We start from the raw sequence: 23,049 nt of genomic DNA, 5'->3' as shown, positions 1-23,049 counted from the left end.
TAGGCTAGCCGTTTTTTTAACACGTTATAACTACTGCTGCGTAACAAAATAAAGATAGTTAGGTTTGTTTTGCCCTTTTACATTTAACCTTAGTTGCCAACGCATTACGGGTTCGCTACAACTACCCAACATAAACCAACCGGACCATTTGGTATCACTGTCAGAATCTAAAAGGACGGGTATTTTACCCATATACATGTTCACGCCTTCAATCCAGGCACTTTCAATTTCAACACCCGATGGAACGGTCAAAGAAAGCGTAATCGACTCTTCTGGAACAGGCTTGACAGAAAAATGGGCTATAGCAATACGGTCATCAATATTAAATTCGCACGTTTCATTAACGAAATTACAGCTATTTCTGATTCCATTGACTACATTAGTATCTGTATACGCGGTTGATTGAAACTTATGTGCTAAATACACACATCCTGCCACGACTAATATCGTGAGAAGTGGCAGTTGCAAATGTAAAAAATTTGATCGTTTCTTGTTATCGTTATTTAGCATTTCTTAAATTTTATGTATTTCTTCATTGACTGAGATCAAGCTTAGTTAGTTTATGGTATCTTTTTGTAATTAAAAACCTTATCATCCGCGTACCAACTGGCTTGGAGACAATAATTATTACTCTTTCCAAGCTCGGTGTGAAGCGCTAATCCTATTTTAATAGGCGTCATACCGCACTATTTTGGCAGTTGGAAACCATAGTTCATTTGAAGTGGAAGATTCATTAAAATGAGTGAAATAAGCCAAGCACAACCTGACTACAATTATAAAGTAGTTAGGCAATTTACCATCATGACAATAGTCTGGGGTATCATTGGTATGGGCCTAGGGGTATTTATTGCTGCGCAATTATTTGCACCTATGCTTAACTTTGACACACCATGGCTAACATTCTCACGTTTGCGTCCGTTGCACACTAACGCCGTTATTTTTGCCTTCGGCGGCTGTGCGCTATTTGCAACGTCGTACTACATCGTTCAGCGTACCTGCCAGGTAAGACTGTTCAGTGACAAACTTGCCGCATTTACCTTCTGGGGTTGGCAAGCCGTTATCGTTTTAGCTGTTGTAACCCTTCCATTTGGTTTAACCAGCTCAAAAGAATACGCTGAACTAGAATGGCCAATCGATATTCTTTTGGCACTGGTCTGGATCGCTTATATCATCAACTTTTTCGGAACCCTAGTAATCCGTAAAGTTTCGCACATTTACGTTGCGAACTGGTTCCTAGGTGCCTTTATGCTTACCGTTGCAGTTCTGCACATTGGTAATAGCATGGCTATTCCGGTTTCTTTCACTAAATCGTATTCATTGTATGCTGGTGCTGTAGACGCCATGATGCAGTGGTGGTACGGCCACAACGCGGTAGGTTTCTTCCTGACTGCTGGCTTCCTAGGGATGATGTATTACTTTGTTCCTAAGCAAGCGGGTCGCCCGGTTTATTCATACAGACTTTCAATCGTTCACTTCTGGGCGTTGATTTCTCTGTATATCTGGGCAGGTCCTCACCACCTTCACTACACTGCTCTACCTGATTGGACACAGTCTCTCGGTATGGTGATGTCAGTTATTCTATTCGTTCCGTCTTGGGGTGGTATGATTAACGGTATTATGACGCTTTCAGGTGCATGGCATAAACTGCGTACTGACCCTGTATTGCGTTTCCTTATTGTTTCATTGTCTTTCTACGGTATGTCTACCTTTGAAGGTCCAATGATGGCAATCAAAACCGTTAACGCTCTGTCTCACTATACAGACTGGACTATCGGCCACGTACACTCTGGTGCATTGGGTTGGGTTGCAATGGTATCAATTGGTTCTATCTACCACTTAATTCCAGTGCTATTCGGTCAGCCTGCAATGTACAGCACCCGTTTGGTAAACGTACATTTCTGGTTGGCAACAATCGGTGTAGTACTTTACATCGTAGCAATGTGGATGTCTGGTGTACTTCAAGGTCTAATGTGGCGTGCAGTTAACGCAGACGGTACGCTAACGTACAGTTTTGTTGAGTCATTAGAAGCCTCTAAGCCGTTTTACGTGGTTCGCTTCATTGGTGGTTGTTTCGTTGTTGCGGGTATGCTTGTTATGGCCTACAACACTTGGAAAACCGTTCGTGCCCCTAAAGGCAGTATCGCTGCAGATCCAGCGACTCAGCCAGCGTAATTAAGGAGACGAATAATGAAAAATCCACATGAGTTAATTGAAAAGAACGTTGGCCTACTAACTGTTTTGATTCTTATTGCAATCAGCTTTGGTGCCATGGTTCAAATTACGCCGTTGATGTTTCAACAACAAACAATGGAACCGGTACAAGGCTTACGTCCATACACTGCACTGGAACTTGAAGGTCGCGACATCTATATCCGTGAAGGATGTGTTGGTTGTCACAGCCAGATGATTCGTCCGTTCCGTGCTGAGACAGAACGTTATGGTCACTACAGTGTTGCTGGTGAATCAGTATGGGAACACCCTTTTCTATGGGGTTCTAAGCGTACTGGTCCTGACCTTGCACGTGTAGGCGGTCGTTACAGTGATGAGTGGCATCGTGTTCACCTGCTAAACCCGCGTAACGTAGTACCAGAGTCGAATATGCCAGGTTTCCCTTGGCTAGCGGAAAACACGCTTGATGGCGAGTTAACAGCTGACAAAATGGAAGTATTCCGTGGGTTCGGCGTTCCGTATACCGACGAAGATATTGCGGGAGCAAAAGCGGCAGTACAGGGTAAAACGGAAATGGAAGCCCTTATTGCTTATCTACAGTCTCTTGGCACACACTTGAAATAGTATGGATCAGGGAATTGTAGGCAGCATTTTTACTGTCATCGTCTTTGTTTGCTTCATCGGCATTGTGTGGTGGGCGTTCAGCAGCCACAACAAGAAAAAGTTCGATGAAGCCGCAAACCTAGTGTTTGCAGACGAAGAAAAAGAAAAATCAAAAGAAGATTAGCAGGAGTCTTGAACTCATGAGTATGTTTTGGACAATTTGGATTTCAGTGATAACCCTAGGGTTAATCATTGGTTGCTACTTCCTTCTGCGCTGGTGCTTATCGAATCAGACAGGCGTGCCAGAAGGTGAGTCAATGGGGCACGAATTTGATGGTATCGAGGAGTTGAACAACCAACTTCCTCGTTGGTGGACAATTATGTTCTACATGACCATCGTTTGGGGTTTCCTATACCTATTACTTTACCCTGGTTTGGGTGCGTGGGAAGGCGTACTGGGCTGGAGAAGCTCTAACCAAAACGTGCAGTCGATTGAAGAATCGGTACAAGCGCGTATTGAAGCGAAAGAGCAAGGTAAACTGGTTGAGTACGACCGCGAGTTAGATTTTGCTGCTGAGAAGTTCGACCCGATCTTCGAAGCCTATGCGAAAGTTCCGGTTGAAGAACTGGCTAAAGATCCTGAAGCAAACAAAGTAGGTCAGCGTTTATTCCTACAAAATTGCTCTCAGTGTCACGGTTCTGATGCCCGCGGTCAAAACGGCGGCTTCCCTAACCTCACTGACAATGACTGGTTGTACGGTGGTTCGGGTGCGAAAATTGTTGAAACTCTTACGCTTGGTCGTAAAGCAGCAATGCCAGCATGGCTTGATGCAATGGGTGAAGACGGTATTGAAGAAGTCGTAAACTACGTACTTAGCCTAAGTGGTCGTGAAGTAGATCAGCAACTTGCTGACGCAGGTAAGGCCCGCTTTGCGGCCTGTGCAGCGTGTCACGGTATGGACGGTAAAGGCAACCAAATGCTTGGTGCTCCTAACTTAACAGATAATATCTGGCTATACGGCGGAAGCCACAGAGCGGTTACAGAGACACTAACTTACGGTCGTAATGGTGTAATGCCTTCGTTCAAGAAAACCTTGGGTGATGACAAAATTCACGTAGTTGCGGCATACGTTTACAGCCTATCGAACGATTAATGATTTAAATCATTAAATATCGCAAAAAGCCTCGTTACCACGAGGCTTTTTTTATGAGAAAATACAGAGATATAAAAAGCATATTTACAGGTGTTTCCCGTTGTTTTTTGTTCAATTGAAAATGCCAATGAATATGTTGTTTAGCAGTAAATACGAGAACCTTTATCAATGAACAGACCTTGGTATAAAGAATTCTGGCCGTGGTTTCTTATCGCCGTGCCTATCGTCACTCTTATTATGGGAGGTGTACTTCTAAAACTTGCTATCTCAACAGAAGATAGTTTGGTTGTTGACGATTACTACAAAGAAGGTAAAGCCATTAACGCAACGCTAGATAAAGAAGCGTTAGCTAGAAAGCGTAATATCACTACAGACTTAACTATTGATAACGGAAGTATCGCCCTTAAGTTTCATTCTGGTATACCGCAAGAAGGCAATGCGTTAAAGCTCAGTTTTTATCACGTAACGTTGGAAGAAAGAGACATAAGTGTATTACTAAGTCGAGATGCTAGTGGTATTTACCGCGGTTTTATTGAGCAAAACATGGATGGTAAGTGGCGCGTTTCACTTACACCTTTTGATGAGAGCTGGAAAATTCAAAATACGCTTAACCTACCCTATTCTGGCACTATAAAGTTTAATCCATAATGTCACAGCACGACTGTTATCACTGCGGCTTGCCTATAGCAAGTTCCGATCAAGGCCAGTTTAATACTGTTATATTGGGGCAAACACGCGATATGTGTTGTCCCGGATGTCTGGCGGTGTCAGAAGCTATTGTAAACAATGGCTTAGAAGACTATTACCAATTTAGAACCGAGCCGGCAAAGAAATCTGACAATAGCATCCTCGATACCCTTGATAAGTTAAACGTATATGACGATCCTTCACTTCAGGAGGAGTTTGTCTATGACGAAGGGCAACATAAACAAATTCAGTTAACACTAGAGGGGATTACCTGCGCAGCATGCGGCTGGCTAATTGAAAAGCAGCTTTCAAAAGTAGAAGGCATTAAACAGGTTGCGGTTAACGTGCAAGAGCGCCGAGCGTTGATCACCTGGTCACCACTGGAAATTAAGCTCAGTCAAATTTTAACTACATTGAAGCGCATTGGTTATGTCGGGTCTCCTTTTCACCCTGATGACCACGAGGCCAGTTACAAGCGAGAGCAAAAGACCTTTCTAAAAAAACTTGGTCTTGCAGGTATTATGACCATGCAGGTTATGATGCTTATGACTGGCCTTTATTTCGACTGGTTTGGCGCAATAGAGTTGGAAACCAGGCAGTATTTTTATTGGGTAGCACTGACACTAACCACCCCCGTTGTGCTTTATTCGGGCAGCACATTTTACATAGGTGCAGTTAAAGCGCTTAGTGCAAAAACGGTAAACATGGATGTGCCTGTCACCCTAGCTGTTTTTGGTACTTATTTCGCAGGTATTCGTTCTACTTTGCAAGAACAAGGTGAAGTGTATTTTGAATCTATCTGTATGTTTATTTTTCTGCTATTACTTAGCCGATTTTTAGAACATAGAAGCCGTCACCGTGCTGCGCAAATATCCGCGAATATGATGCAGTATGTACCTGTGTCGGCTACCAAAGTAAATTCAGACGGTTCAATAAGTGAATGTCTCGCCAAGCAACTTGCTGTAGGCGATGTTGTACTAGTAAAACCCGGTGAAACAGTGCCTATTGACGGTACCGTAGTCGACGGTATGGCATCGGTAGATGAATCTATGCTTACCGGCGAGTTTAATCCTGTCTCAAAAAGTGAAAAAAGCACCGTGTATGGAGGTACCGTTTGCCAAGATGGCACTCTCACGGTTACCGTTTCTCAAACACTCAAAAATGCATTGGTGAATCAAATTGTTCGCCTTCAAGCGAGTGCGATGGCAAGCAAACCCAAAGCTGCGCAATTAGCCGATAATTTCTCGCGCTATTTTGTTAGCGCTGTACTGGTTATTGCAGGTTTAACTTACGGCTACTGGAGTTTGCAAGGTAGCGAAGATGCATTTTGGATAACAATATCTGTACTAGTAGCAACCTGCCCTTGCGCATTAGGGCTTGCGACACCGTCAGCGCTTACCTGCGCAATGGCGAAACTAAACCGCCAAGGTATATTGTTAAAACGCGCCGATGCACTTGAGCAAATCACCACAATCGACACCATAGCCCTTGATAAAACAGGTACGCTTACAGAAGGTAAATTTACGCTCACCCAACGCTGGTTTGCTGATGGTGTTGATGAAAACAGCGTTATGAACATTGCAATGGCACTAGAAATGCGTTCGGAGCACCCGATAGCCAAAGCATTTATTACCACGAGCGAACCAGGTGGCCAACCGCCTCATCAAGTTGAACAATTTACTGTTACACCAGGGGGTGGTATCACCGGTGTGATAAATAACGCACAATTTATGATGGGAAGTGCATCATTTGTAGCAGTCGACACTGCGCTTGTTCCAATAAACGCAAACGTGTATCTCACTGTTAACGGGAAGCTTTTAGGGGCATTTGAGGTCAGTGATACGTTACGAAAAGACACCAAAACCACCCTTAATGCCCTTGGGAAGCATAACTCACTTATTGTGCTTAGCGGTGATACCCAACACAATGTAGATACCCTATCACAGCACCTCCCCATACAGCTTGCGAAAGGTGGTCTTACTCCTGAAGATAAGTTTCACGAAGTACAGGCAATGCAAGCCAGCGGAAAAAAAGTGATGATGATGGGGGATGGTATAAATGATGCACCAGTATTAGCTAGCGCCGATGTTGCTATAGCGGTGGGTAATGCAACGGATGTAGCAAAAACCGCCGCCGATGTTATCTTACTTGGCGATCAATTACTTTCTGTTCCAGAGTTAATTACCACCGCCAAGCAAGTAAAACAAAAAATTAGGCAAAATATTGGCTGGTCTGTAGGTTACAACATTCTGATTCTACCATTTGCTGTATCTGGTTTGCTTTCACCTTGGATGGCTGTGGTAGGCATGTCACTAAGTTCTATTATTGTGGTGACAAACTCAACCCGACTATTGAGTAAGTAGCATGAGCATTATTTACGTCCTTATACCCATCGCCATCATTATCGTGGCCGTCGCTATCGTTATTTTCTTTTGGGCTGTAAAGTCCAATCAGTTTGAAGACCTCGACCGTCAAGGCTACAGTATTTTGTTTGATGATGATCTGTCGCCAGAGGAAAAACAACTTGCAGAACAACGTAAGAAACTGCAAGAAAAAGAAGAAATAACTCACTTATCTAGACACACGAACACAGCGAAAACATCAGTCAATCAACCTGAAAACGAGACTCATGGAAGGCATTAATTACTTCTCTGCCTTTCTCATTGGGCTCGCAGGCGGCGTTCACTGTGTAGGAATGTGTGGGGGTATTGTCACCGCACTACGAATGGTTACCCCAAAAGGCGTTTCACCCTTCCCCTATACCCTGACTTATAATATTGGGCGCATTGTCAGTTATACCATCGCAGGCGGTATAACTGGTTTTTTTGGAAAAATTGCCGCAGATTATATTCCCCTCGCGAATTATGCACTTTCACTGATTAGCGGCATCATGCTGCTGCTGTTGGCATGCTATCTCGGGCAGTGGTATACAGGCTTAACCAAACTAGAACGGTTGGGCAACGGGATATTTAAAAAAATACAGCCTTACTCTAAACGTTTTTTACCATTTAGAACGCCGCTGAGCGCCTTTCCCTACGGCTTCATTTGGGGATGGTTACCGTGCGGGTTAGTCTATTCAACTTTAACATGGTCATTGGCTTCTGGCAGTGCCTTGCAAGGTAGCGCAATTATGTTCTTCTTTGGATTAGGCACCTTGCCCACGCTGATTGCGACAAGTTTGGGTAGCCAATGGTTGATCTCAGGATTTAAAAACACATTGGTTAGACAAGGGATCGCGAGCATAATGGCTATATATGCTGTTTATCTGATTTATCGCGCAATCGCCTAAATCTTGCGGTATCATAATAAAGTAAACCCTGTAATTTGTGAGTTAGCATTTATGAGCAAAGGAAGCCAATTCTCTATACATTGTCAAAACTGCAGTTTCAGTCATTTATGTCTACCAGTGGCATTGAATAAGACAGAAATTGAGTCTCTTGATGACATCATTGAGCGTAAAAAACCACTCCATAAGGGCGATACGCTTATCCAAACTGGCGATACCTTTCGTTCACTCTTTGCTGTTCGCACAGGCTCTTTCAAATCTTTTGTTACAAACAAAGAAGGTGAAGAGCAGATTACAGGTTTTCACTTTCCCGGCGATATCATAGGCTTTGATGCACTACGTGAAAATCAGCATCAAAGCTACACGCAGGCTCTTGAAACCGCAATGGTGTGCGAACTCCCCTACGAAACGTTAGATGAAATGTCAGTACAATTTCCAAAACTTCGTCACCAGATTATGAGCTTCATGAGTGCGGAAATTAAGCAAGATCACGATATGATTATGCTGTTAAATAAACGCACAGCCGAAGAGCGTCTCTTATATTTCATCTCGCATTTGTCTCAACGTTTTGAAGAACGTGGTTTTTCACACAGAGAGTTTCACTTAACAATGACACGTAATGAAATAGGTAACTATTTAGGTTTGACCATCGAAACGATAAGTCGACTGTTAAGTCGCTTCCAAAAAGACGGTATTATCAAGGTAGATGGCAAGCTTATTACTATTTTAGATTTTGATCGACTTAGTACAAAACTAGAAGCGCTTAACGGTCCCAGCGTTGTGTGTAACGGTTAGGAACCCTAATCAGCAACTGATAACAAGATTAAGATTGGCGCTTTGTAAGCGCCTTTTTTATTTATTGATCTAAAACAACTAACGTTTTTAGTATTGTCGTTTACACTTACCTTAAGCGTCCAACTTATTTATAAAACTAAATACTAAGCTTTTGTTTATAAGGGGTAGTTATGATTGAGTACAAACGCATCCTTGCTGTTGTTGATGCCGAGCGAGACACCCAACCTGCCTTAAGCAGGGCCTACGAATTAGCGTCAAAATTGGGCGCTTCAGTAACAGCCATGATGGTGGTATACGATCTCTCTTATGACATGACCACTATGCTTAGCCCTGATGAAAGAGAGTCAATGCGCGACGCGGTCACTAACGAACACGCCAAATGGCTATCAGGAGAGCTTCACAAGCAAGGCTATGGAGAAACTGATATTGTTGTTGAGTGGAATAATCGCGCCTATGAATCAATTATTCATTATGCCTTGGACAATCAAATCGATTTAGTGGTTAAAGCAACTAAGAAACATGATGACTTGGCATCCGTTATATTTACGCCCACAGACTGGCACCTGATGCGTAAATGCCCTCGTCCAGTATTATTGGTAAAAGAGCACGATTGGCCAGAAGGTGGCGAAATTATTGCTGCTGTAAACGTAGGTACTGAAGACGACGAACATGCCGCGCTCAATGATAAAATTACCGTTATTGCCAACGACTATGCGTCGCTTTTAAAAGGGAATGTCAATCTTGTTAACAGCTACCCTTCAACTCCGCTAAATATTGCTATTGAAGTCCCTGAGTTCGACCCTGACACTTATCATGATGCGGTTAAGCAGCACCATCAGAAAGAAATGCGCGCCCACGCGCTTAAATATGGTGTACCTGATAATAAATGCGTGGTTAAAGAAGGATTACCAGAAAAGGTTATTCCCATGGTTGCAAAAGACATTGATGCAGAACTCGTTATCATCGGCACAGTTGGCAGAGTTGGCATTTCAGCCGCTTTGATTGGTAATACTGCAGAACATGTTATCGATGAACTGAACTGCGATGTGTTGGCACTCAAGCCCGACGGTTTTATATCACCGTTGGCAAACTAACTGCTGTGCAAAGTAGGACGTCAATATGCTAACCGAACAAGAGCTCTGAACGAACAAGAGCTCTGAGTAAACAATAGCGAATAAATTACCGCACGCAGGCATGGTTTCGAAAAGGTGCTTTATTGTATAATGTGCCTTTTATTACAAACCAAGCTAGTTAATTATGAGTCTAGGCACAAATGGTGCTGATGCGGCGCCTTTAAATGCGACGCAAAGTAAGCAAAAGTACAACTTCAACAAACTTCAAAAACGCCTTCGCCGGAATGTGGGTAAAGCCATTGGCGATTTTGGAATGATTGAAAATAATGACAAGGTAATGGTGTGCTTATCAGGCGGTAAAGACAGTTACACCATGCTCGACATTCTTTTATTTTTAAAGAAGATTGCGCCTATTCACTTTGATATTGTTGCCGTAAACCTAGACCAGAAACAGCCCGGTTTCCCGGAGCATATTTTACCTGAGTATCTAGATAGCATTGGTGTCGATTACAAAATCGTCGAAGAGGACACCTATTCAATTGTTAAAGATAAAATTCCTGAAGGTAAAACAACCTGCTCTCTTTGCTCCCGTTTGCGTCGCGGTATTTTGTATCGCACTGCGAAAGAATTAGGAGCAACTAAAATTGCACTAGGCCATCACCGTGATGACATGCTAGAAACCTTCTTTTTAAATATGTTTCATGGCGGTAAACTAAAATCGATGCCACCAAAGCTTGTTAGCGACAACGGTGAACACATTGTTATTCGCCCACTAGCCTATTGCACTGAAAAAGATATCGAAAAATATTCTCAGGCAGCAGAGTTTCCTATCATTCCGTGTAACCTATGCGGTTCACAAGAGAACCTACAGCGCCAGAATATTAAAGCCATGTTGCAAGATTGGAATCGTCGCTTTCCAGGTCGTATCGAATCTATGTTCCGGGCGCTGCAAAACGTGGCACCTTCACACTTGGTAGACAGCAATTTATACGATTTTAAATCAATTACCACGCAAGATGGCCCGGTAGAAGATGGCGATATCGGTTTTGATCAACCCTCTTTTAATACAAGTGCAGATGAGAGCGCACTAGATAATGACAACACTATCGAAGTAGTCAATATAATGGAACCGCGATAAATGAAAATAGGACTTGCGTTAGGTGCTGGTGCAGCAAGAGGCTGGACCCATATCGGTATTATAAAAGCACTGGAAAAACTCGGTGTTAAGATAGATGTCGTTGCAGGTTGCTCTATTGGCGCATACGTCGGTGCTGCCTACGCAAGTGGAAAATTGGATGAGTTACAAGAATGGGCGTGCTCGTTAAGTGACTGGCAAGTGTTGGCGCTAATGGGTGTAGGCCTTCGACGTGGTGGAATTGCCAGCGGTCAAAAGGTGTTTGATAAGCTGTCTAACGAGTTTTGTGTTGAGAACTACGAAGATATGCTAAAACCTTTCGCCGCGGTCGCAACCGATTTATATTCGGGCCGCGAAGTCGTGTTTAACTCTGGTCCCATTGGCGACACAATTCAGGCTTCATGTGCAATTCCCGCCCTGTTTGCGCCCGTTGCGCATGGCGATCGCTGGCTTGTTGACGGCGCTGTTGTGAATCCAGTTCCTGTCAATCTGTGCCGACAGTTAGGTGCGGATTTTGTTATTGCGGTAAACCTCAATGCAGATTTTCGTCCGTTAATGATTGAAAAGTTACGTCATGATCATGAAGAAAATCAACGTAAAACAGAAGACTTTTTTACCAAAAGTCAAAATGTGTTGAAGCAATGGTTTTCACCCGATAGTAAGCAAGAAGAAAAAGAGCCAACTGTTGTCACTGATGAATCAATAGCTTCAGAAGTTATTGAAAAAATTGAAGAAGAAGTGACTGAAGTGCCCGCAAAAGCAAAGAAAAGTAACCCACCAGGTATCATGAGTGTGATGAGTAGCTCGCTTGATATCCTTCAAGCACGCGTTACACGTTCGCGTTTAGCAGGCGATCCACCCGATATACTTATTGAGCCTCAACTTACCGATGTGGGGATCATGGAATTTCATCGTGCACAAGAGTTATGCACAAAGGGCGAAGAAACTATCGCCCGAATAGCAGAACAAATTAGGTATCAGCTTCTAACTTGAAGCCATAGCGGTAATTCTTAACGGCGCTTCAGGCAGCGTAAGGTCTTTAGCGTCTTTTAGCCATTCCTCATCTAACTGCATAATACCATTATTAACCTTAACACCTTGTGGAGTAACGAAATCTAGGTGTTTATCGTTAAATTGCACCATTAACCCTTTAACTGAGGGCATCATAAACGACAGGAAACTTCCCATTTCGTTAAAAAAAGCAGCATACTGTTCGTAGAGGAAGTCGAGCTCATCTTTGGTGTAATACTGTTTCAAATATTCAGGCTTAGTTTCCAACTGCACTGACATATCGCACACATTAGCCCGTTCTTCTAGTGAAATTCTAACCAGCGCATTAGCCAACTTTAGTGCTTTTTCAGCTGGCACAGTAAAGCGGCCTTCTTCGCTCACATCCAGCGGCATTTTTTTCTTGTCGGTGACAATCTCAGCTTGCTCAATTCCGCATAAGCGACCTTCACCAACTCGGATAAAACCAAAAGCGAACTGTAACGCTTGGGTATCCTCGTTATCTAATTTCTTAATATGGCTGTAAAAACGGCTATATTCAACATCAATGGTTTCGCTGAAAGTAAAGCCTGATACAAGTGATGAAGCCAGTAATAGTGCGGCGCGTATCATTCGGTTAAAAACTCCTCGTTAAATCGGATCATAGTTTGAAGCTCTTCGACGTAAGCGGCTCCACGCTCTGAGTAATTCATCAACCCTTCGGCTAACGCAACACCAGTAATAGGAATTTGGTTAGCTCGTAATCGGCTTCTAATTTCGCGTAAATCTTCATAGGCATCATGACGGTTCAAATTACGCATGTAGGTATACGTAGCGCGAGAAAGACTGTCGAATTTGGCAACTTCATGAGATGCACCATCGTTTCGTTGACTAGGCACAAAGCCACAGCCTTTCGAAAAACACCACAGTCCGTAAAAATTATACCCCTTGCGAGCAAAGCGACTCGTTCCCCAAGCTGACTCATTAGCAGCTTGTACGAGAACAAGTTCAACGGGTAACACGTCTATTTTTTGTAAAAGGGCTAACAGTTTCGTCTTTAGCGGTTGGTTAGATTTAACGCGGTATTCTTCTTCTAACCATACTATACGCGCTTCATCATCATCGCTTAAAGGCTCATTGGCGAGCGCTTTGCGATAAAGTGTTTGAACGTAGTGCCTTAACGTTAACAAGTAGGCATTTTGCTTTTCGACTTCTGGTCGTAAATAAGAAAAAAAAGCCGCCTTTTTTTCCTTAACATCGGTGTATTGAGAAAAATCTGGTACCGGCTTTTTTGCCTCTACAGATTGGGGCACGTCGAGAATATCAGGCTCATCTTCAGTAAAAATTATGGCGTTTATCACAATAACGGCAAGAACACCGAGAGTGATAAGTACAATTTTTAATGTTTCACGTTTATGCATCGAAGCTAGACTCATTCACATCATTTTCTGATGCGTCCGTGCGTTGGCCCTGCTCCCCAATCAGTTCCTGATAGAGCAAGCCCATCATACTAAAATAAAAAGGCAAAACCCATATAAGCGAGAATCCCAACGTAAGTGGTGCCGTTATGAATAGTAGTGTAAACACAACAAAAACAGCAGCAATCTGAGACCAATAGGCATTAAATACGCGACACGACAAAATAATTGCGCTTATGGGCGTCATTTTTCTATCGGCAACCAACATAAGCGCAAACGATGATGCTATATAGAAATAGATCCCTGGTAGCAGGAGTAACACCAAACCAAGTTGTACCAGAATACTGTTTACAAGTTGCGTCAACGCTAACAAAAACAATAAAGGGAAATACTGAAAAATAGTAAAAACCGAGGTTTTAAGACCACGCGCTTGGGTAACACCTATCATGTATAGACCCGTCAGTAGTGGCGCGACGATACATATAGCGGCAATTTCAATAATAGATTGGTGCTCGAAGATGTACGTTCCATCATCATGGACAGTAATGTATTGCTGTGCAAAAACACCAAGTACAACAAAGGTTAGAAACAGCACTACACTGCCCTGCAGTAAGGTTCCAAAATTGCTTTTCGTCAAGCGCGCAGCTTTTGACAAAAGTGCTTTAATGTCGAACTCATAGGCTTTTGCTAACGTTTGACTAAGACGGTCTGGATGTACTTCTTTCACACAACTCTCTTTAGCGAACTTGTTAAAACCGTTGGATTATATCAACTTACGGTGATAATTGCCCGTCTGCCTTTTATCAACCAATGATTAACTTAGCGGCCAATCCAACAAGGAGTACGCCCATGGCACGGTCTAGCCAATACCCCTTTTTACCGATTAGCTCTGCCACTTTGCTTGTACTGAACAAGTAGGAAAGGAAGCAAAACCATAAACCTGTCGCAATAGACAAATAGATGCCATAACCAAGTTTTACGCCAAATGGTGTATCGATACTAATTATTGCAGTGAACAATGATAAGAAAAACAGTGTCGCTTTTGGGTTCAGTCCATTTGTTAAAAAGCCCATCCATAAGGCCTTTTTGGCAGAAATTTGCGTTTTCCCCTTCACTTCAACGGTAATCTCATCATCTTTGGGAGGGCCACTTCTAAGCGCGCCAATGGCGAGATACAACAAATAGGCCGCGGCAAGATAACTAAACGTTGTAAACAACCACGGTGTGGTGGCTATCACTACACTAAGGCCAACGAGTGAATACGCCACGTGCAATAAAATGGCAGCACCAATACCTATACTGGTATACATGGCAATTCGACGTCCATACGCCACGCTGTTTCTAACAACAATCGCAAAATCAGGCCCTGGGCTTGCCACCGCAACAAGGTGAACTAAGGCGATAGTTAAAAACTCGTTCATGTACTGCATGTAATGCGCCTCCTACAGCGCGAATTAATTAAATTGTGCAATGAGATCGTCAACGAGCTTTGGTACTACTTCTGTAGCCAGCCCCTGTCGCGACTCATCAAAAAGTGCATTGGTAGCGCCAAAAGCTAAATTAGCTTCTATGGTAAAAGCCCCCGCCTCTTTTGCGACTTGTACGAAGCCCGCCGCGGGATAGACATTTCCTGACGTCCCTATTGAAATAAAAATATCAGCCATCGCTAAAGCATCATAGATACTATCCATGTGCATCGGCATTTCGCCAAACCACACAATATCAGGTCTAAGCGTATTTCTACCACAGCAGGGACAAGCCGTTGTACCATCAAAATCATCAAGCCATTCAAAACGCTTACCAGAATCACCACACCGTGCCGACTTTAACTCGCCGTGCATGTGCACTACGTTTTGAGATCCGCCACGCTCGTGTAGGTCGTCTACATTCTGAGTAACTAATAACAAATTTTTCCCAATGTGCGCTTCTAGTTTTGATAATGCCTTATGACCGGCATTTGGTTTAACACTAGCTTGTTGAAGTTGTGTACGACGTGCATTGTAAAAACGATAGACTAAATCGGGGTTAGCATGAAAAGCTTCAGGGGTAGCTACCTCTTCTATCCGGTGGTTTTCCCATAAACCATCATTATCTCTAAACGTTTTAATTCCAGACTCTGCGGAAATACCGGCGCCTGTTAACACGACTATGTTGGGCTTTGTCATTTTTGTGTTCACTGGATACTGTATTGGGTCGCTAATACTATTTTTTGCTATCTTTCGCACGTTGCAGGGTATTGGGCATTAGCCCCCCACTCTGACCACGAGCCATCATAAACTGAAACTTGAGTCGCACCACATAGTAACGCAGCAGTACCAATGATACAGGCGGTTATACCTGAACCACAGGTACAAATAATGGGTTTAGTCAAATCGACGCCTGTTGAAGCAAATATGGCTTTTAACTCGTCAACCGGCGCAAAATGGCCATTTTTCAATAAACAGGTGAAGGGCAAATTGAACGCGCCTGGCATGTGGCCAGAGCGAAGCCCCTTTCGAGGCTCTAAAACCTCACCATAAAACCTAGGTTCGCTTCTGGCGTCTACAAGTTGAACATCCGTATCAAGGGCTTCTAATACTGCGTCAGAACCTACGAACCAACCAGGTCGTGCATAGCCTTGATAGGAAAAGTTACCGTATTGTCTCTGTTCCGATAGAGGCAGGCCAGCGTGTTTCCACGCAGGCTGTCCTCCGTCTAATAAACTAACATCTTGATGACCGATAGCTTTTAACATCCACCACACTCTCGGTGCGCTGTATGTCCCTCTGGTATCGTAAACGACTAACGGCGTATTGTTTGTAATACCGAGATTACCTAAATAAATGCTGAGCTGTTCTGTAGATGGCATACTGTGAGGAAAACCCGTGGCATGATCGCTACCCTCACCATCAAGATCAAAATCTACAGAAGCAGGAAGCACCATAGCATCACGTGCATCAGGTGTCTGTGTTACAGGGTCATCCATAACAGCTCTAACGAGTGTCATTGGTTTTTCTTGCATTAACGAGGCAAGTTCTCCAACTTGCAATAACACTGACATTAGTCGCTCTCCTGCTTGGTAATTTCCTGCTTTAAAAACAATGTACTACAGCGCTGCTATTGCCGCTTCATAATTTGGTTCTTCAGTGGTTTCTGCAACTTGTTCCGTATACACCACTTTACCTTCACCGTTTATTACCACTACACAGCGAGATAACAGTCCAGCCAGAGGAGCTGATGTAAATGTAACACCATAATCATCGCCAAAGCTTGAACGGAACGTAGAGCCCGTTATGACATTGTCGATCCCTTCTGCTCCACAAAAACGACCAGCAGCAAACGGCAAATCTGCTGAAACACAAATAACCGTAGTATTATCCAACCCAGCTGCTTGCTCGTTGAACTTACGTACTGACATTGCACACGTACCCGTATCAATTGACGGGAAGATATTTAAGACAACGTTTTTCCCTGCAAGTGATGATAGTGATATTTCACTGAGATCAGCTTTGACCAAGGTAAAGTCTGGTGCATTGCTTCCAACACTTGGTAATTCACCAACGGTTAATACTTCATTGCCTTGAAATGTAATTGAAGCCATATTCTTTTCCTTTAAGTTACGTTGAAATAGTGGTATCCAAACAACAATATCGCAAACAAAAGTTACTTTTTTACTACCTGTTCTTTTACTTGCGAAGACGCAAACGCCAATTTGTGCTGCAAATGGGGCTTGCCCTTTAAATACTCTCGCCTAAAAATACTAAAATAATGTGATAGTGTATTAGCACCCTCTTGTTGCCCTGCTAATTCGAGCACGCTTATACCAACCTCAGCAGTACAGTGTTGAAACGCATGTGTAGATTCTCTAAGTAAATAATCCGAATCGCGTTGTGTACTTAACCCTAATACAGGAAGCTGGTGTAAGTAAGGGCTTTTGACAAACATTTTTTTTGCCTCGCGCCATGTGCCGTCCAAAAAAATAAACAGAAGTTTTTTGTCACAGGGCGTTGGCGGCGTTGTGATACAACGGGATGGTTCAGCGTATTCATGTGGAAACACGACAATGGGAAAATAACGCGGGTCGTTAATCAAATTAAGTAACGCTGATTCAGGCTCTGTCCGCTTCCATAAGAATGCATGGTTATCTTCTACTACATCTGCAATTAGTCGGCCTGTATTGGTAGGCTTGTAGTACTCCCCTTTATACATCAAAAACAAAACCGCGATATCAGTGCCGGGTGTAGGCTTATGTGCGCAAATGCAATTCAATTTCGGTAATAGACACGCCTCGCAACGTATTACTTTACTACCACGGGCGTGAAACGGGCGTACTGCGCTTTCCAATTCTGCAGCACGCAAAGACATAATAGAGTTCAAAGTAGTATGTATTAATCAGTAAAGTATATCCGTAATTTAACACAAAAAACTAGCGCGCTATAACAATTCACCTTCAAGAGAGCTGTAAGCGAACCAAGTAGACTTCTACATCGTAATGATTACGTCACAATTTGGAGAGCGTAAATATGTACTGTGCTGACTGTGAGACTATAGATGATTACTTTTTTCAAAGGACAACCTTTTGGCTTTTTGTCCCAACTGTAGAAACCTTTGGAAAAGTCGCGAGTCTTTGTGGATCGATGCAATTACCCGCTAAGCAAGAGTCCTCACATTGCATATCTTGTGAAGTGGAACGCTCTGCAATTTCAAGTTTCATTACCTCATTAAATGGTGCTCTTGAAGTCAAAGAGCTTGAAAACACCAAGGTTACTACCTCACAGACTCAAGACGTTCCTGGAATTGATGAGATGGGTAGAATGACAACCTTAGCCATCCTAATCTATCGCTTTCAGGCGAAGTGGCTGATTGAAAGCGTTGAAAAAGAGCGATATGAAACCTGGTATCAGCCAATCGTTAATGCAAGCGATAAAAGCCTGTTTGCCTATGAGGGATTGTTTCGTATTCGCGATGATCACGATGCAATCGTGCCGCCTAGCTTAGCATTTAAATTAGCGGAACAGTCAGACCTGTTATTTTCGCTTGACCTTGTAGCTAGAAGATCAGCGGTTGAGTGTGCCGCAAAGGCAAAGCTCGATGGAAAGTTGTTCATTAATTTTAACCCTTCCAGCATTTACGACCCATCCTATTGCCTAAGAGCAACTGCAGCTTCAATTAATGAAATTGGTATGAAACCTGAAGATGTTGTATTTGAAGTGACTGAAACGCACCGTGCGAACGACTTAAATCAGTTAAAGGGTATTCTGGCATTTTATCGTAACGCAGGTTTTCAGGTTGCCTTGGATGACATTGGTTCAGGATGGTCCGGATTAAACTTACTTCAATCATTACGGCCTGATTATGTGAAAATTGATATGGAATTGGTTCGAAATGTCCACATTGATGAATACAAACAGAATATAGTCACTAACCTCATTAAGATTGCTAAAACAAATCACATTGAAGTTATTGCCGAAGGAATTGAATGCGAAGAAGAAGCTCAGTGGTTAACTATGGCCGACGCAGACTACCTTCAAGGATACTTTTATGGAAAACCACAACCGATGAAGCCTAAACTGACCGAAGAAGATGCTCAAAAAGTCGAGTCGTCACTTAAACCACTCGACAAGGCTGCGCATGTTTAGCCGACGCCGAGGGACCTGACACGTTAGTTCAATGTTGAGATAGCAAGCGTTGCAACATATGGTGAAAGCGGTGGTAATGATGTGACAACCAATTTTTTATCGAAGTAGCCAAATCTTCATTGCAGCTTAATTCTACGAAACGATATCCTACACTAGGTATCGTTTCTATCCGCCACATCCGCTTTTTATCTATTTTTTTTATTTGTGCGCGCAACCGCGATACTGTGTGATTTATATTGTCATCGCACACATGCCTTCCACGCCATACGCTTTGTTTTATGGCCTCACGACTTACCACTTTATTTGCATTTTGTTTTAGTAAAGAGAGAAGTGATGAGCATTGCGGTGACAACAATGTTTCCCTTCCGTCACTTGTTCGCAACAGATGAGATGAGCTATCGAATGTAAGGGTTATCGTTGATTTGTCCATGCTGAATAATCGCACGCAACAACAAAGTAATAGACTTTAGTCTAGTTCATAATCATGAAACCCGCGTTCATAAACATGACAAACCGCAGCTTAAATGCGACAAAACGATGAATTACCGCGTAAAATTTTTTCATTAAATTTGTCGGCAAAATTCATCGAAAAGCATCTCCTCGAGACCTAGCATTTAAAGCACCTTATGAAGTAGTTGGGTCAATACAAACAAATTATTCGAGGGATTTTGTAATGAATGTATTTAATAAAAAACTAGTCACTATACTAATGAGTGCACCGCTTCTAATAACATTTAATGCCGTTGGCGATAGTGGTTATGATAAAGCAATCGAAGATGACTTAATTTCGGTATGCAAAAGCGCAGCACTAAACGACAAACACGGCGTGAGAAAATCGGCTTACAGTATTTTTCCCAACACAAAACACATGTCGAATTCATTAAGAACCCTTTCTCAAGGTTTAGTGTGTAATGGAATGCAAGTGACAGAGTTTGCTAGAGTTTATGGTGCTGATGATACTTATGCCATGTTCAAGCGCTATTCACCGCAACGTACGAAAGTTGAAATTAAAGATATTGAAGTTTCGTATCAACGAGAAAACTTAAGCAACATTACAGCAGTACTTAAATAGGCAATTCAATAAAAATGGTAGATAAATGGTGCCCGGGGCCGGACTTGAACCGGCACGCTGTTACCAGCGAGGGATTTTAAATCCCTTGTGTCTACCAATTTCACCACCCGGGCATCGGGTTGCTTTTCAGCAAGGTGTCAGGCGTAGAACCTGATGCTGCGTTGCAGCTTTGTGGAGGCGGAACCCGGAGTCGAACCGAGATAGACGGATTTGCAATCCGCTGCATAGCCATTCTGCCATTCCGCCAGTGCGACTGGCGCTGATTAAGTTATCTCATTAAGAGATTGGAGCGGGAAACGAGATTCGAACTCGCGACCCCGACCTTGGCAAGGTCGTGCTCTACCAACTGAGCTATTCCCGCATACCTTAATCGTACATTTCGTTTCGGTGATGTCCTCTCGAAATGTGGGGTGCATTCTACCTACCCATTCAGAACTGTCAATACGAAAAAACGTTTAAATTGAGATAAATGCGTATTTTTATGATCGTTTGCTATTTTTTTATTCACTTTGATTAATGTACGATCAATTTCCTTTTAACGCGCCACCTTTAAGGTGAGGCCACGCAGCTTTTGTATAAACAATCATTGACCAAATTGACAGCACTGCAGCAATATAAAGAAGAATATAACCCAGTGTCACCCAATAAATTGGAAAGCCCATAAACGTTTCTAGACCAGAAAGTAATCCAATTAGCGCTAACATTTGTGCTGTTGTTTTGGCTTTTCCTATAAACGATACTTTTACCGCTTCACGAACACCATTTGAGCCCATCCATTCTCTTAATGCCGACACATAGATTTCTCTCACTAACAATGCAATTGCAGGTAATGTAATCCATAAGGTGGCGTAACTATGTGTGATCATTAATAGTGCTGCCCCTACAATTAACTTATCTGCTACGGGGTCAAGAAATGCGCCGAAGGGCGTAGATTGTTGTAATTTTCGTGCAAGGTAACCATCAAACCAATCAGTAATCGCAGCAAGCCAAAATATAAAAGCGCCCGCTTCATGCGCCCAACGCCAATCAAGAAAATAAACAACCACGAATACAGGAATAAGAATTACTCGAAATAAAGTAATACAGTTTGGAACAGTCCACATAAAAAATACGTCTCAGTTTTGTGCCTCTATGGGCGTTTAGCGCAGCTTTATCGCTTTCATTTTTGTAACACATTACCCTAAAATCGCGTGTAATGCTTGTGTGCATGCGTTTTATTGGTGAAGGTGATCGTAAATAGTCTCCGCCAATTCTTGACTTATGCCAGGTACACTTGCAATTTCATCTCTACTGGCTTTCTTAAGCCCTTGTAGACCTCCCATAAATTTAAGCAGTTGTTGTCTACGTTTTGCACCAATTCCAGGAATACTTTCAAGACTTGAGGTGGTTTTTACTTTTTGGCGTCGGTTTCTATGTCCTGTGATAGCGAAGCGGTGAGATTCATCACGGATGTGCTGAACCAAGTGCAGCCCCGGAGAATGACTTTCCATCGACACCACATCATGACTACCTGCAAGTATTAGCGTTTCAAGGCCGGGCTTACGCGTTACACCTTTAGCTACGCCCAGTAGCATTGGTTTTTTATCGTGCGGCCAATCTTCGAAAAACGCTTCAGCTTGTGCAAGTTGCCCTTTACCACCATCAATCAACAGTAAATCGGGGATCTTTTGCACTTCTTTAACCGACTTATAACGGCGTTTAAGCGCTTGCGCCATAGCGGCATAATCATCGCCAGGCGTGATACCTTCGATGTTATATCGACGGTAGTCACTTTTTAGTGGCCCTTCACGGTTGAACACTACACACGACGCTACCGTCTGCTGGCCTGATGTATGACTAATATCAAAGCACTCCATACGCTGAAGCGGCACATCGATATCAAGGGCATCTTCCAAATCCAAGTAACGGGCAAAAACGGACTTCTGTTGACCGTACTGCGCTTCAAGTGCAGTTTGCGCATTGGCTTGTGCTAGTGCTAAATATTTGCGTTTTTCTTCCCTAGCCCCTTTGAAAAAAGTAACTTTATGCCCTGCTTCGCTGGCGAGCACCTCAGCAATGGCGTCTTGATCACCTAGTGTTTGAGCTAACACAATTTGCTTTGGAATGACTTTATTGCCCGCTAAATAAAATTGAAGAAAGAAAGATTCAAATACCTCTTGCTCGTCGGCTGTATTGGGAACTTTTGGAAAAAATGCTTTGCTCCCGAGCAATTGACCATCGCGAATAAACATGACTTGGATACAAGCCATGTTGCCTTTAAACGCAAAGCCAAAAACATCCATTTCGTCTTGAGTACCTGCTACCCACTGCCGTTCCTGTACCTTTCTTAACGCATTTATTTGATCGCGATATCGAGCAGCGGCTTCAAAGTTTAGGCTTTCACTGGCTTTTTCCATTTTCTCTACAAGGCTTCCAATCACTTGCTGATTTTTCCCCTTTAGAAAAAGACGCGCAAAATTGACCTGCTCTTTATATTCTTCATCAGTGACATAGCCTTCAACGCAGGGGGCGCTGCAACGTTGCATTTGATACTGCAGACAAGGCCTGCTTCGAGCACGATAGTAACTGTCTTCACATTGTCTTACGGGAAAAATGCGTTGCATTGAGCGCAAGCTTTCACGTACCGACCACGCACTGGGATAAGGGCCAAAATATTCACCCTTTTTCTTCTGAGGGCCGCGGTGGAACGATAAACGAGGATGCTGATGATCAGACAAAAATATAAACGGATACGACTTATCATCACGCATAACCACGTTATAACGCGGCTTATATTTCTTGATGAAGTTATTTTCAAGTAGAAATGCTTCCGTTTCACTGTTAACCACAGTGACGTCCATTTTAGCTATTTGACTGACCAGAGAACGCGTTTTGGCGTTGTCTAGATTCGCACGAAAATAACTGGAAACGCGCTTTTTAAGATTCTTCGCTTTACCAACATAAATAACCTCATCCTGACTGTTGTACATTCTGTACACGCCAGGTTGAGAGGTTAAGTTTTTTAGGAATGCCGCTGAGTCGAAATCTGAAGGTTGTCGCTTTGACATAATGC

The 23,049-nt window shown here is 43.0% G+C and carries 26 protein-coding genes and 3 tRNA genes; 14 read left to right on the top strand and 15 right to left on the bottom strand.

Features of this window, described 5'->3' with window-relative positions; all coding sequences use genetic code 11:
- Nucleotides 1–30 precede the first annotated feature (30 nt).
- Entirely contained in the window at nucleotides 31–426 is a 396-nt protein-coding gene (locus JN178_RS09935) for a hypothetical protein (protein WP_232369744.1), read from the bottom strand.
- A gap of 312 nt (nucleotides 427–738) precedes the next feature.
- Here JN178_RS09935 and ccoN point away from each other — a divergent pair, with 312 nt between their 5' ends.
- The 12 genes from ccoN to JN178_RS09875 all read left to right on the top strand — a co-directional run bounded on the left by ccoN (nucleotide 739) and on the right by JN178_RS09875 (nucleotide 11,895).
- Nucleotides 739–2,172, top strand: coding sequence for a cytochrome-c oxidase, cbb3-type subunit I (ccoN, locus tag JN178_RS09930; RefSeq protein WP_159624561.1), 1,434 nt, complete (start codon nucleotides 739–741; stop codon nucleotides 2,170–2,172).
- A 15-nt stretch (nucleotides 2,173–2,187) separates the two neighbouring features.
- Nucleotides 2,188–2,793 carry a cytochrome-c oxidase, cbb3-type subunit II gene (gene ccoO / locus JN178_RS09925; protein WP_159624563.1) on the top strand — a complete coding sequence of 202 codons (606 nt, stop codon included), beginning with the start codon at nucleotides 2,188–2,190 and terminating at the stop codon, nucleotides 2,791–2,793.
- 1 nt (nucleotide 2,794) lies between these two features.
- Complete coding sequence (locus tag JN178_RS09920) at nucleotides 2,795–2,956, top strand: cbb3-type cytochrome oxidase subunit 3 (protein ID WP_131094652.1); 162 nt, start codon at nucleotides 2,795–2,797, stop codon at nucleotides 2,954–2,956.
- Between the two features lie 16 nt (nucleotides 2,957–2,972).
- A complete protein-coding gene (gene ccoP / locus JN178_RS09915) occupies nucleotides 2,973–3,926 on the top strand; it encodes a cytochrome-c oxidase, cbb3-type subunit III (RefSeq protein ID WP_202265699.1) in 954 nt (317 codons plus the stop codon).
- 168 nt (nucleotides 3,927–4,094) lie between these two features.
- Complete coding sequence (locus JN178_RS09910; RefSeq protein ID WP_159624567.1) at nucleotides 4,095–4,574, top strand: FixH family protein; 480 nt, start codon at nucleotides 4,095–4,097, stop codon at nucleotides 4,572–4,574.
- Nucleotides 4,574–6,976 carry a heavy metal translocating P-type ATPase gene (locus JN178_RS09905; RefSeq protein ID WP_202265697.1) on the top strand — a complete coding sequence of 801 codons (2,403 nt, stop codon included), beginning with the start codon at nucleotides 4,574–4,576 and terminating at the stop codon, nucleotides 6,974–6,976. Before JN178_RS09910 ends, JN178_RS09905 begins: the two co-directional genes overlap by 1 nt.
- A gap of 1 nt (nucleotide 6,977) precedes the next feature.
- A complete protein-coding gene (gene ccoS / locus JN178_RS09900) occupies nucleotides 6,978–7,256 on the top strand; it encodes a cbb3-type cytochrome oxidase assembly protein CcoS (RefSeq protein ID WP_232369743.1) in 279 nt (92 codons plus the stop codon).
- Nucleotides 7,243–7,902, top strand: coding sequence for a sulfite exporter TauE/SafE family protein (locus JN178_RS09895; protein WP_202265695.1), 660 nt, complete (start codon nucleotides 7,243–7,245; stop codon nucleotides 7,900–7,902). The genes ccoS and JN178_RS09895 overlap by 14 nt, the downstream gene beginning before the upstream one ends.
- A 51-nt stretch (nucleotides 7,903–7,953) precedes the next feature.
- Nucleotides 7,954–8,694: a fumarate/nitrate reduction transcriptional regulator Fnr gene (gene fnr, locus JN178_RS09890; protein ID WP_159624573.1), complete on the top strand. Its 741-nt coding sequence runs from the start codon at nucleotides 7,954–7,956 to the stop codon at nucleotides 8,692–8,694.
- A 170-nt stretch (nucleotides 8,695–8,864) separates the two neighbouring features.
- Complete coding sequence (gene uspE, locus JN178_RS09885) at nucleotides 8,865–9,788, top strand: universal stress protein UspE (protein WP_202265693.1); 924 nt, start codon at nucleotides 8,865–8,867, stop codon at nucleotides 9,786–9,788.
- A gap of 163 nt (nucleotides 9,789–9,951) precedes the next feature.
- Complete coding sequence (gene ttcA / locus JN178_RS09880) at nucleotides 9,952–10,905, top strand: tRNA 2-thiocytidine(32) synthetase TtcA (protein WP_159624577.1); 954 nt, start codon at nucleotides 9,952–9,954, stop codon at nucleotides 10,903–10,905.
- Complete coding sequence (locus JN178_RS09875; protein ID WP_159624579.1) at nucleotides 10,906–11,895, top strand: patatin-like phospholipase family protein; 990 nt, start codon at nucleotides 10,906–10,908, stop codon at nucleotides 11,893–11,895.
- On the opposite strand, the gene JN178_RS09870 is transcribed toward JN178_RS09875, so the two are convergent.
- The 8 genes from JN178_RS09870 to JN178_RS09835 all read right to left on the bottom strand — a co-directional run bounded on the left by JN178_RS09870 (nucleotide 11,887) and on the right by JN178_RS09835 (nucleotide 17,651).
- Nucleotides 11,887–12,522 (bottom strand): DUF2987 domain-containing protein, encoded by a 636-nt coding sequence (locus JN178_RS09870; protein ID WP_202265691.1) that lies wholly within the window; start codon nucleotides 12,520–12,522, stop codon nucleotides 11,887–11,889. The genes JN178_RS09875 and JN178_RS09870 overlap by 9 nt on opposite strands.
- A complete protein-coding gene (locus JN178_RS09865; RefSeq protein WP_159624582.1) occupies nucleotides 12,519–13,310 on the bottom strand; it encodes a glucosaminidase domain-containing protein in 792 nt (263 codons plus the stop codon). Before JN178_RS09865 ends, JN178_RS09870 begins: the two co-directional genes overlap by 4 nt.
- Complete coding sequence (locus JN178_RS09860) at nucleotides 13,303–14,034, bottom strand: stress protein (protein ID WP_202265689.1); 732 nt, start codon at nucleotides 14,032–14,034, stop codon at nucleotides 13,303–13,305. The genes JN178_RS09865 and JN178_RS09860 overlap by 8 nt, the downstream gene beginning before the upstream one ends.
- A gap of 76 nt (nucleotides 14,035–14,110) precedes the next feature.
- On the bottom strand, nucleotides 14,111–14,737 hold the full coding sequence (locus JN178_RS09855; protein WP_202265687.1) for a LysE family translocator: 627 nt from the start codon (nucleotides 14,735–14,737) through the stop codon (nucleotides 14,111–14,113).
- A 24-nt stretch (nucleotides 14,738–14,761) separates the two neighbouring features.
- Nucleotides 14,762–15,472 (bottom strand): Sir2 family NAD+-dependent deacetylase, encoded by a 711-nt coding sequence (cobB, locus tag JN178_RS09850; protein ID WP_202265686.1) that lies wholly within the window; start codon nucleotides 15,470–15,472, stop codon nucleotides 14,762–14,764.
- Nucleotides 15,473–15,519: 47 nt separating this feature from the next.
- Nucleotides 15,520–16,347, bottom strand: coding sequence for a sulfurtransferase (locus JN178_RS09845; protein ID WP_202265684.1), 828 nt, complete (start codon nucleotides 16,345–16,347; stop codon nucleotides 15,520–15,522).
- A gap of 45 nt (nucleotides 16,348–16,392) precedes the next feature.
- The gene (gene tpx, locus JN178_RS09840) at nucleotides 16,393–16,887 is read right to left on the bottom strand and encodes a thiol peroxidase (protein WP_159624591.1); all 495 of its coding nucleotides are present in this window, start codon (nucleotides 16,885–16,887) and stop codon (nucleotides 16,393–16,395) included.
- Nucleotides 16,888–16,949: 62 nt separating this feature from the next.
- Nucleotides 16,950–17,651: a tRNA-uridine aminocarboxypropyltransferase gene (locus JN178_RS09835; RefSeq protein WP_202265682.1), complete on the bottom strand. Its 702-nt coding sequence runs from the start codon at nucleotides 17,649–17,651 to the stop codon at nucleotides 16,950–16,952.
- 272 nt (nucleotides 17,652–17,923) lie between these two features.
- On the opposite strand from JN178_RS09835, the gene JN178_RS09830 reads away from it, so the two are divergent.
- Nucleotides 17,924–18,925 carry an EAL domain-containing protein gene (locus JN178_RS09830; protein ID WP_232369742.1) on the top strand — a complete coding sequence of 334 codons (1,002 nt, stop codon included), beginning with the start codon at nucleotides 17,924–17,926 and terminating at the stop codon, nucleotides 18,923–18,925.
- A gap of 28 nt (nucleotides 18,926–18,953) precedes the next feature.
- Here the strand turns inward: JN178_RS09830 and JN178_RS20315 are convergent, their stop codons facing one another.
- Complete coding sequence (locus JN178_RS20315; RefSeq protein ID WP_202265678.1) at nucleotides 18,954–19,355, bottom strand: winged helix-turn-helix domain-containing protein; 402 nt, start codon at nucleotides 19,353–19,355, stop codon at nucleotides 18,954–18,956.
- A 243-nt stretch (nucleotides 19,356–19,598) separates the two neighbouring features.
- Between JN178_RS20315 and JN178_RS09820 the strand changes: the two genes are divergently transcribed.
- The gene (locus JN178_RS09820) at nucleotides 19,599–19,997 is read left to right on the top strand and encodes a DUF3718 domain-containing protein (RefSeq protein ID WP_159624597.1); all 399 of its coding nucleotides are present in this window, start codon (nucleotides 19,599–19,601) and stop codon (nucleotides 19,995–19,997) included.
- Between the two features lie 26 nt (nucleotides 19,998–20,023).
- Here JN178_RS09820 and JN178_RS09815 read toward each other — a convergent pair.
- From JN178_RS09815 to uvrC, 5 genes are all read right to left on the bottom strand, one after another.
- Nucleotides 20,024–20,110 (bottom strand) — tRNA-Leu (locus JN178_RS09815).
- 59 nt (nucleotides 20,111–20,169) lie between these two features.
- Nucleotides 20,170–20,243: transfer RNA gene (locus JN178_RS09810), tRNA-Cys, on the bottom strand.
- A 39-nt stretch (nucleotides 20,244–20,282) separates the two neighbouring features.
- A tRNA-Gly gene (locus JN178_RS09805) sits at nucleotides 20,283–20,358 on the bottom strand.
- Nucleotides 20,359–20,521: 163 nt separating this feature from the next.
- Nucleotides 20,522–21,100, bottom strand: a complete 579-nt coding sequence (gene pgsA / locus JN178_RS09800; protein WP_159624618.1) for a CDP-diacylglycerol--glycerol-3-phosphate 3-phosphatidyltransferase — start codon at nucleotides 21,098–21,100, stop codon at nucleotides 20,522–20,524.
- Between the two features lie 111 nt (nucleotides 21,101–21,211).
- The gene (gene uvrC, locus JN178_RS09795) at nucleotides 21,212–23,044 is read right to left on the bottom strand and encodes an excinuclease ABC subunit UvrC (RefSeq protein ID WP_202265676.1); all 1,833 of its coding nucleotides are present in this window, start codon (nucleotides 23,042–23,044) and stop codon (nucleotides 21,212–21,214) included.
- Between the last annotated feature and the right edge of the window lie 5 nt (nucleotides 23,045–23,049).

The organism is Alteromonas sp. KC3 (genome assembly GCF_016756315.1).
Classification (GTDB): domain Bacteria; phylum Pseudomonadota; class Gammaproteobacteria; order Enterobacterales; family Alteromonadaceae; genus Alteromonas.
Note: the sequence above shows the minus strand (reverse complement) of the source record. Positions and strands in the feature narration are given on the sequence as shown.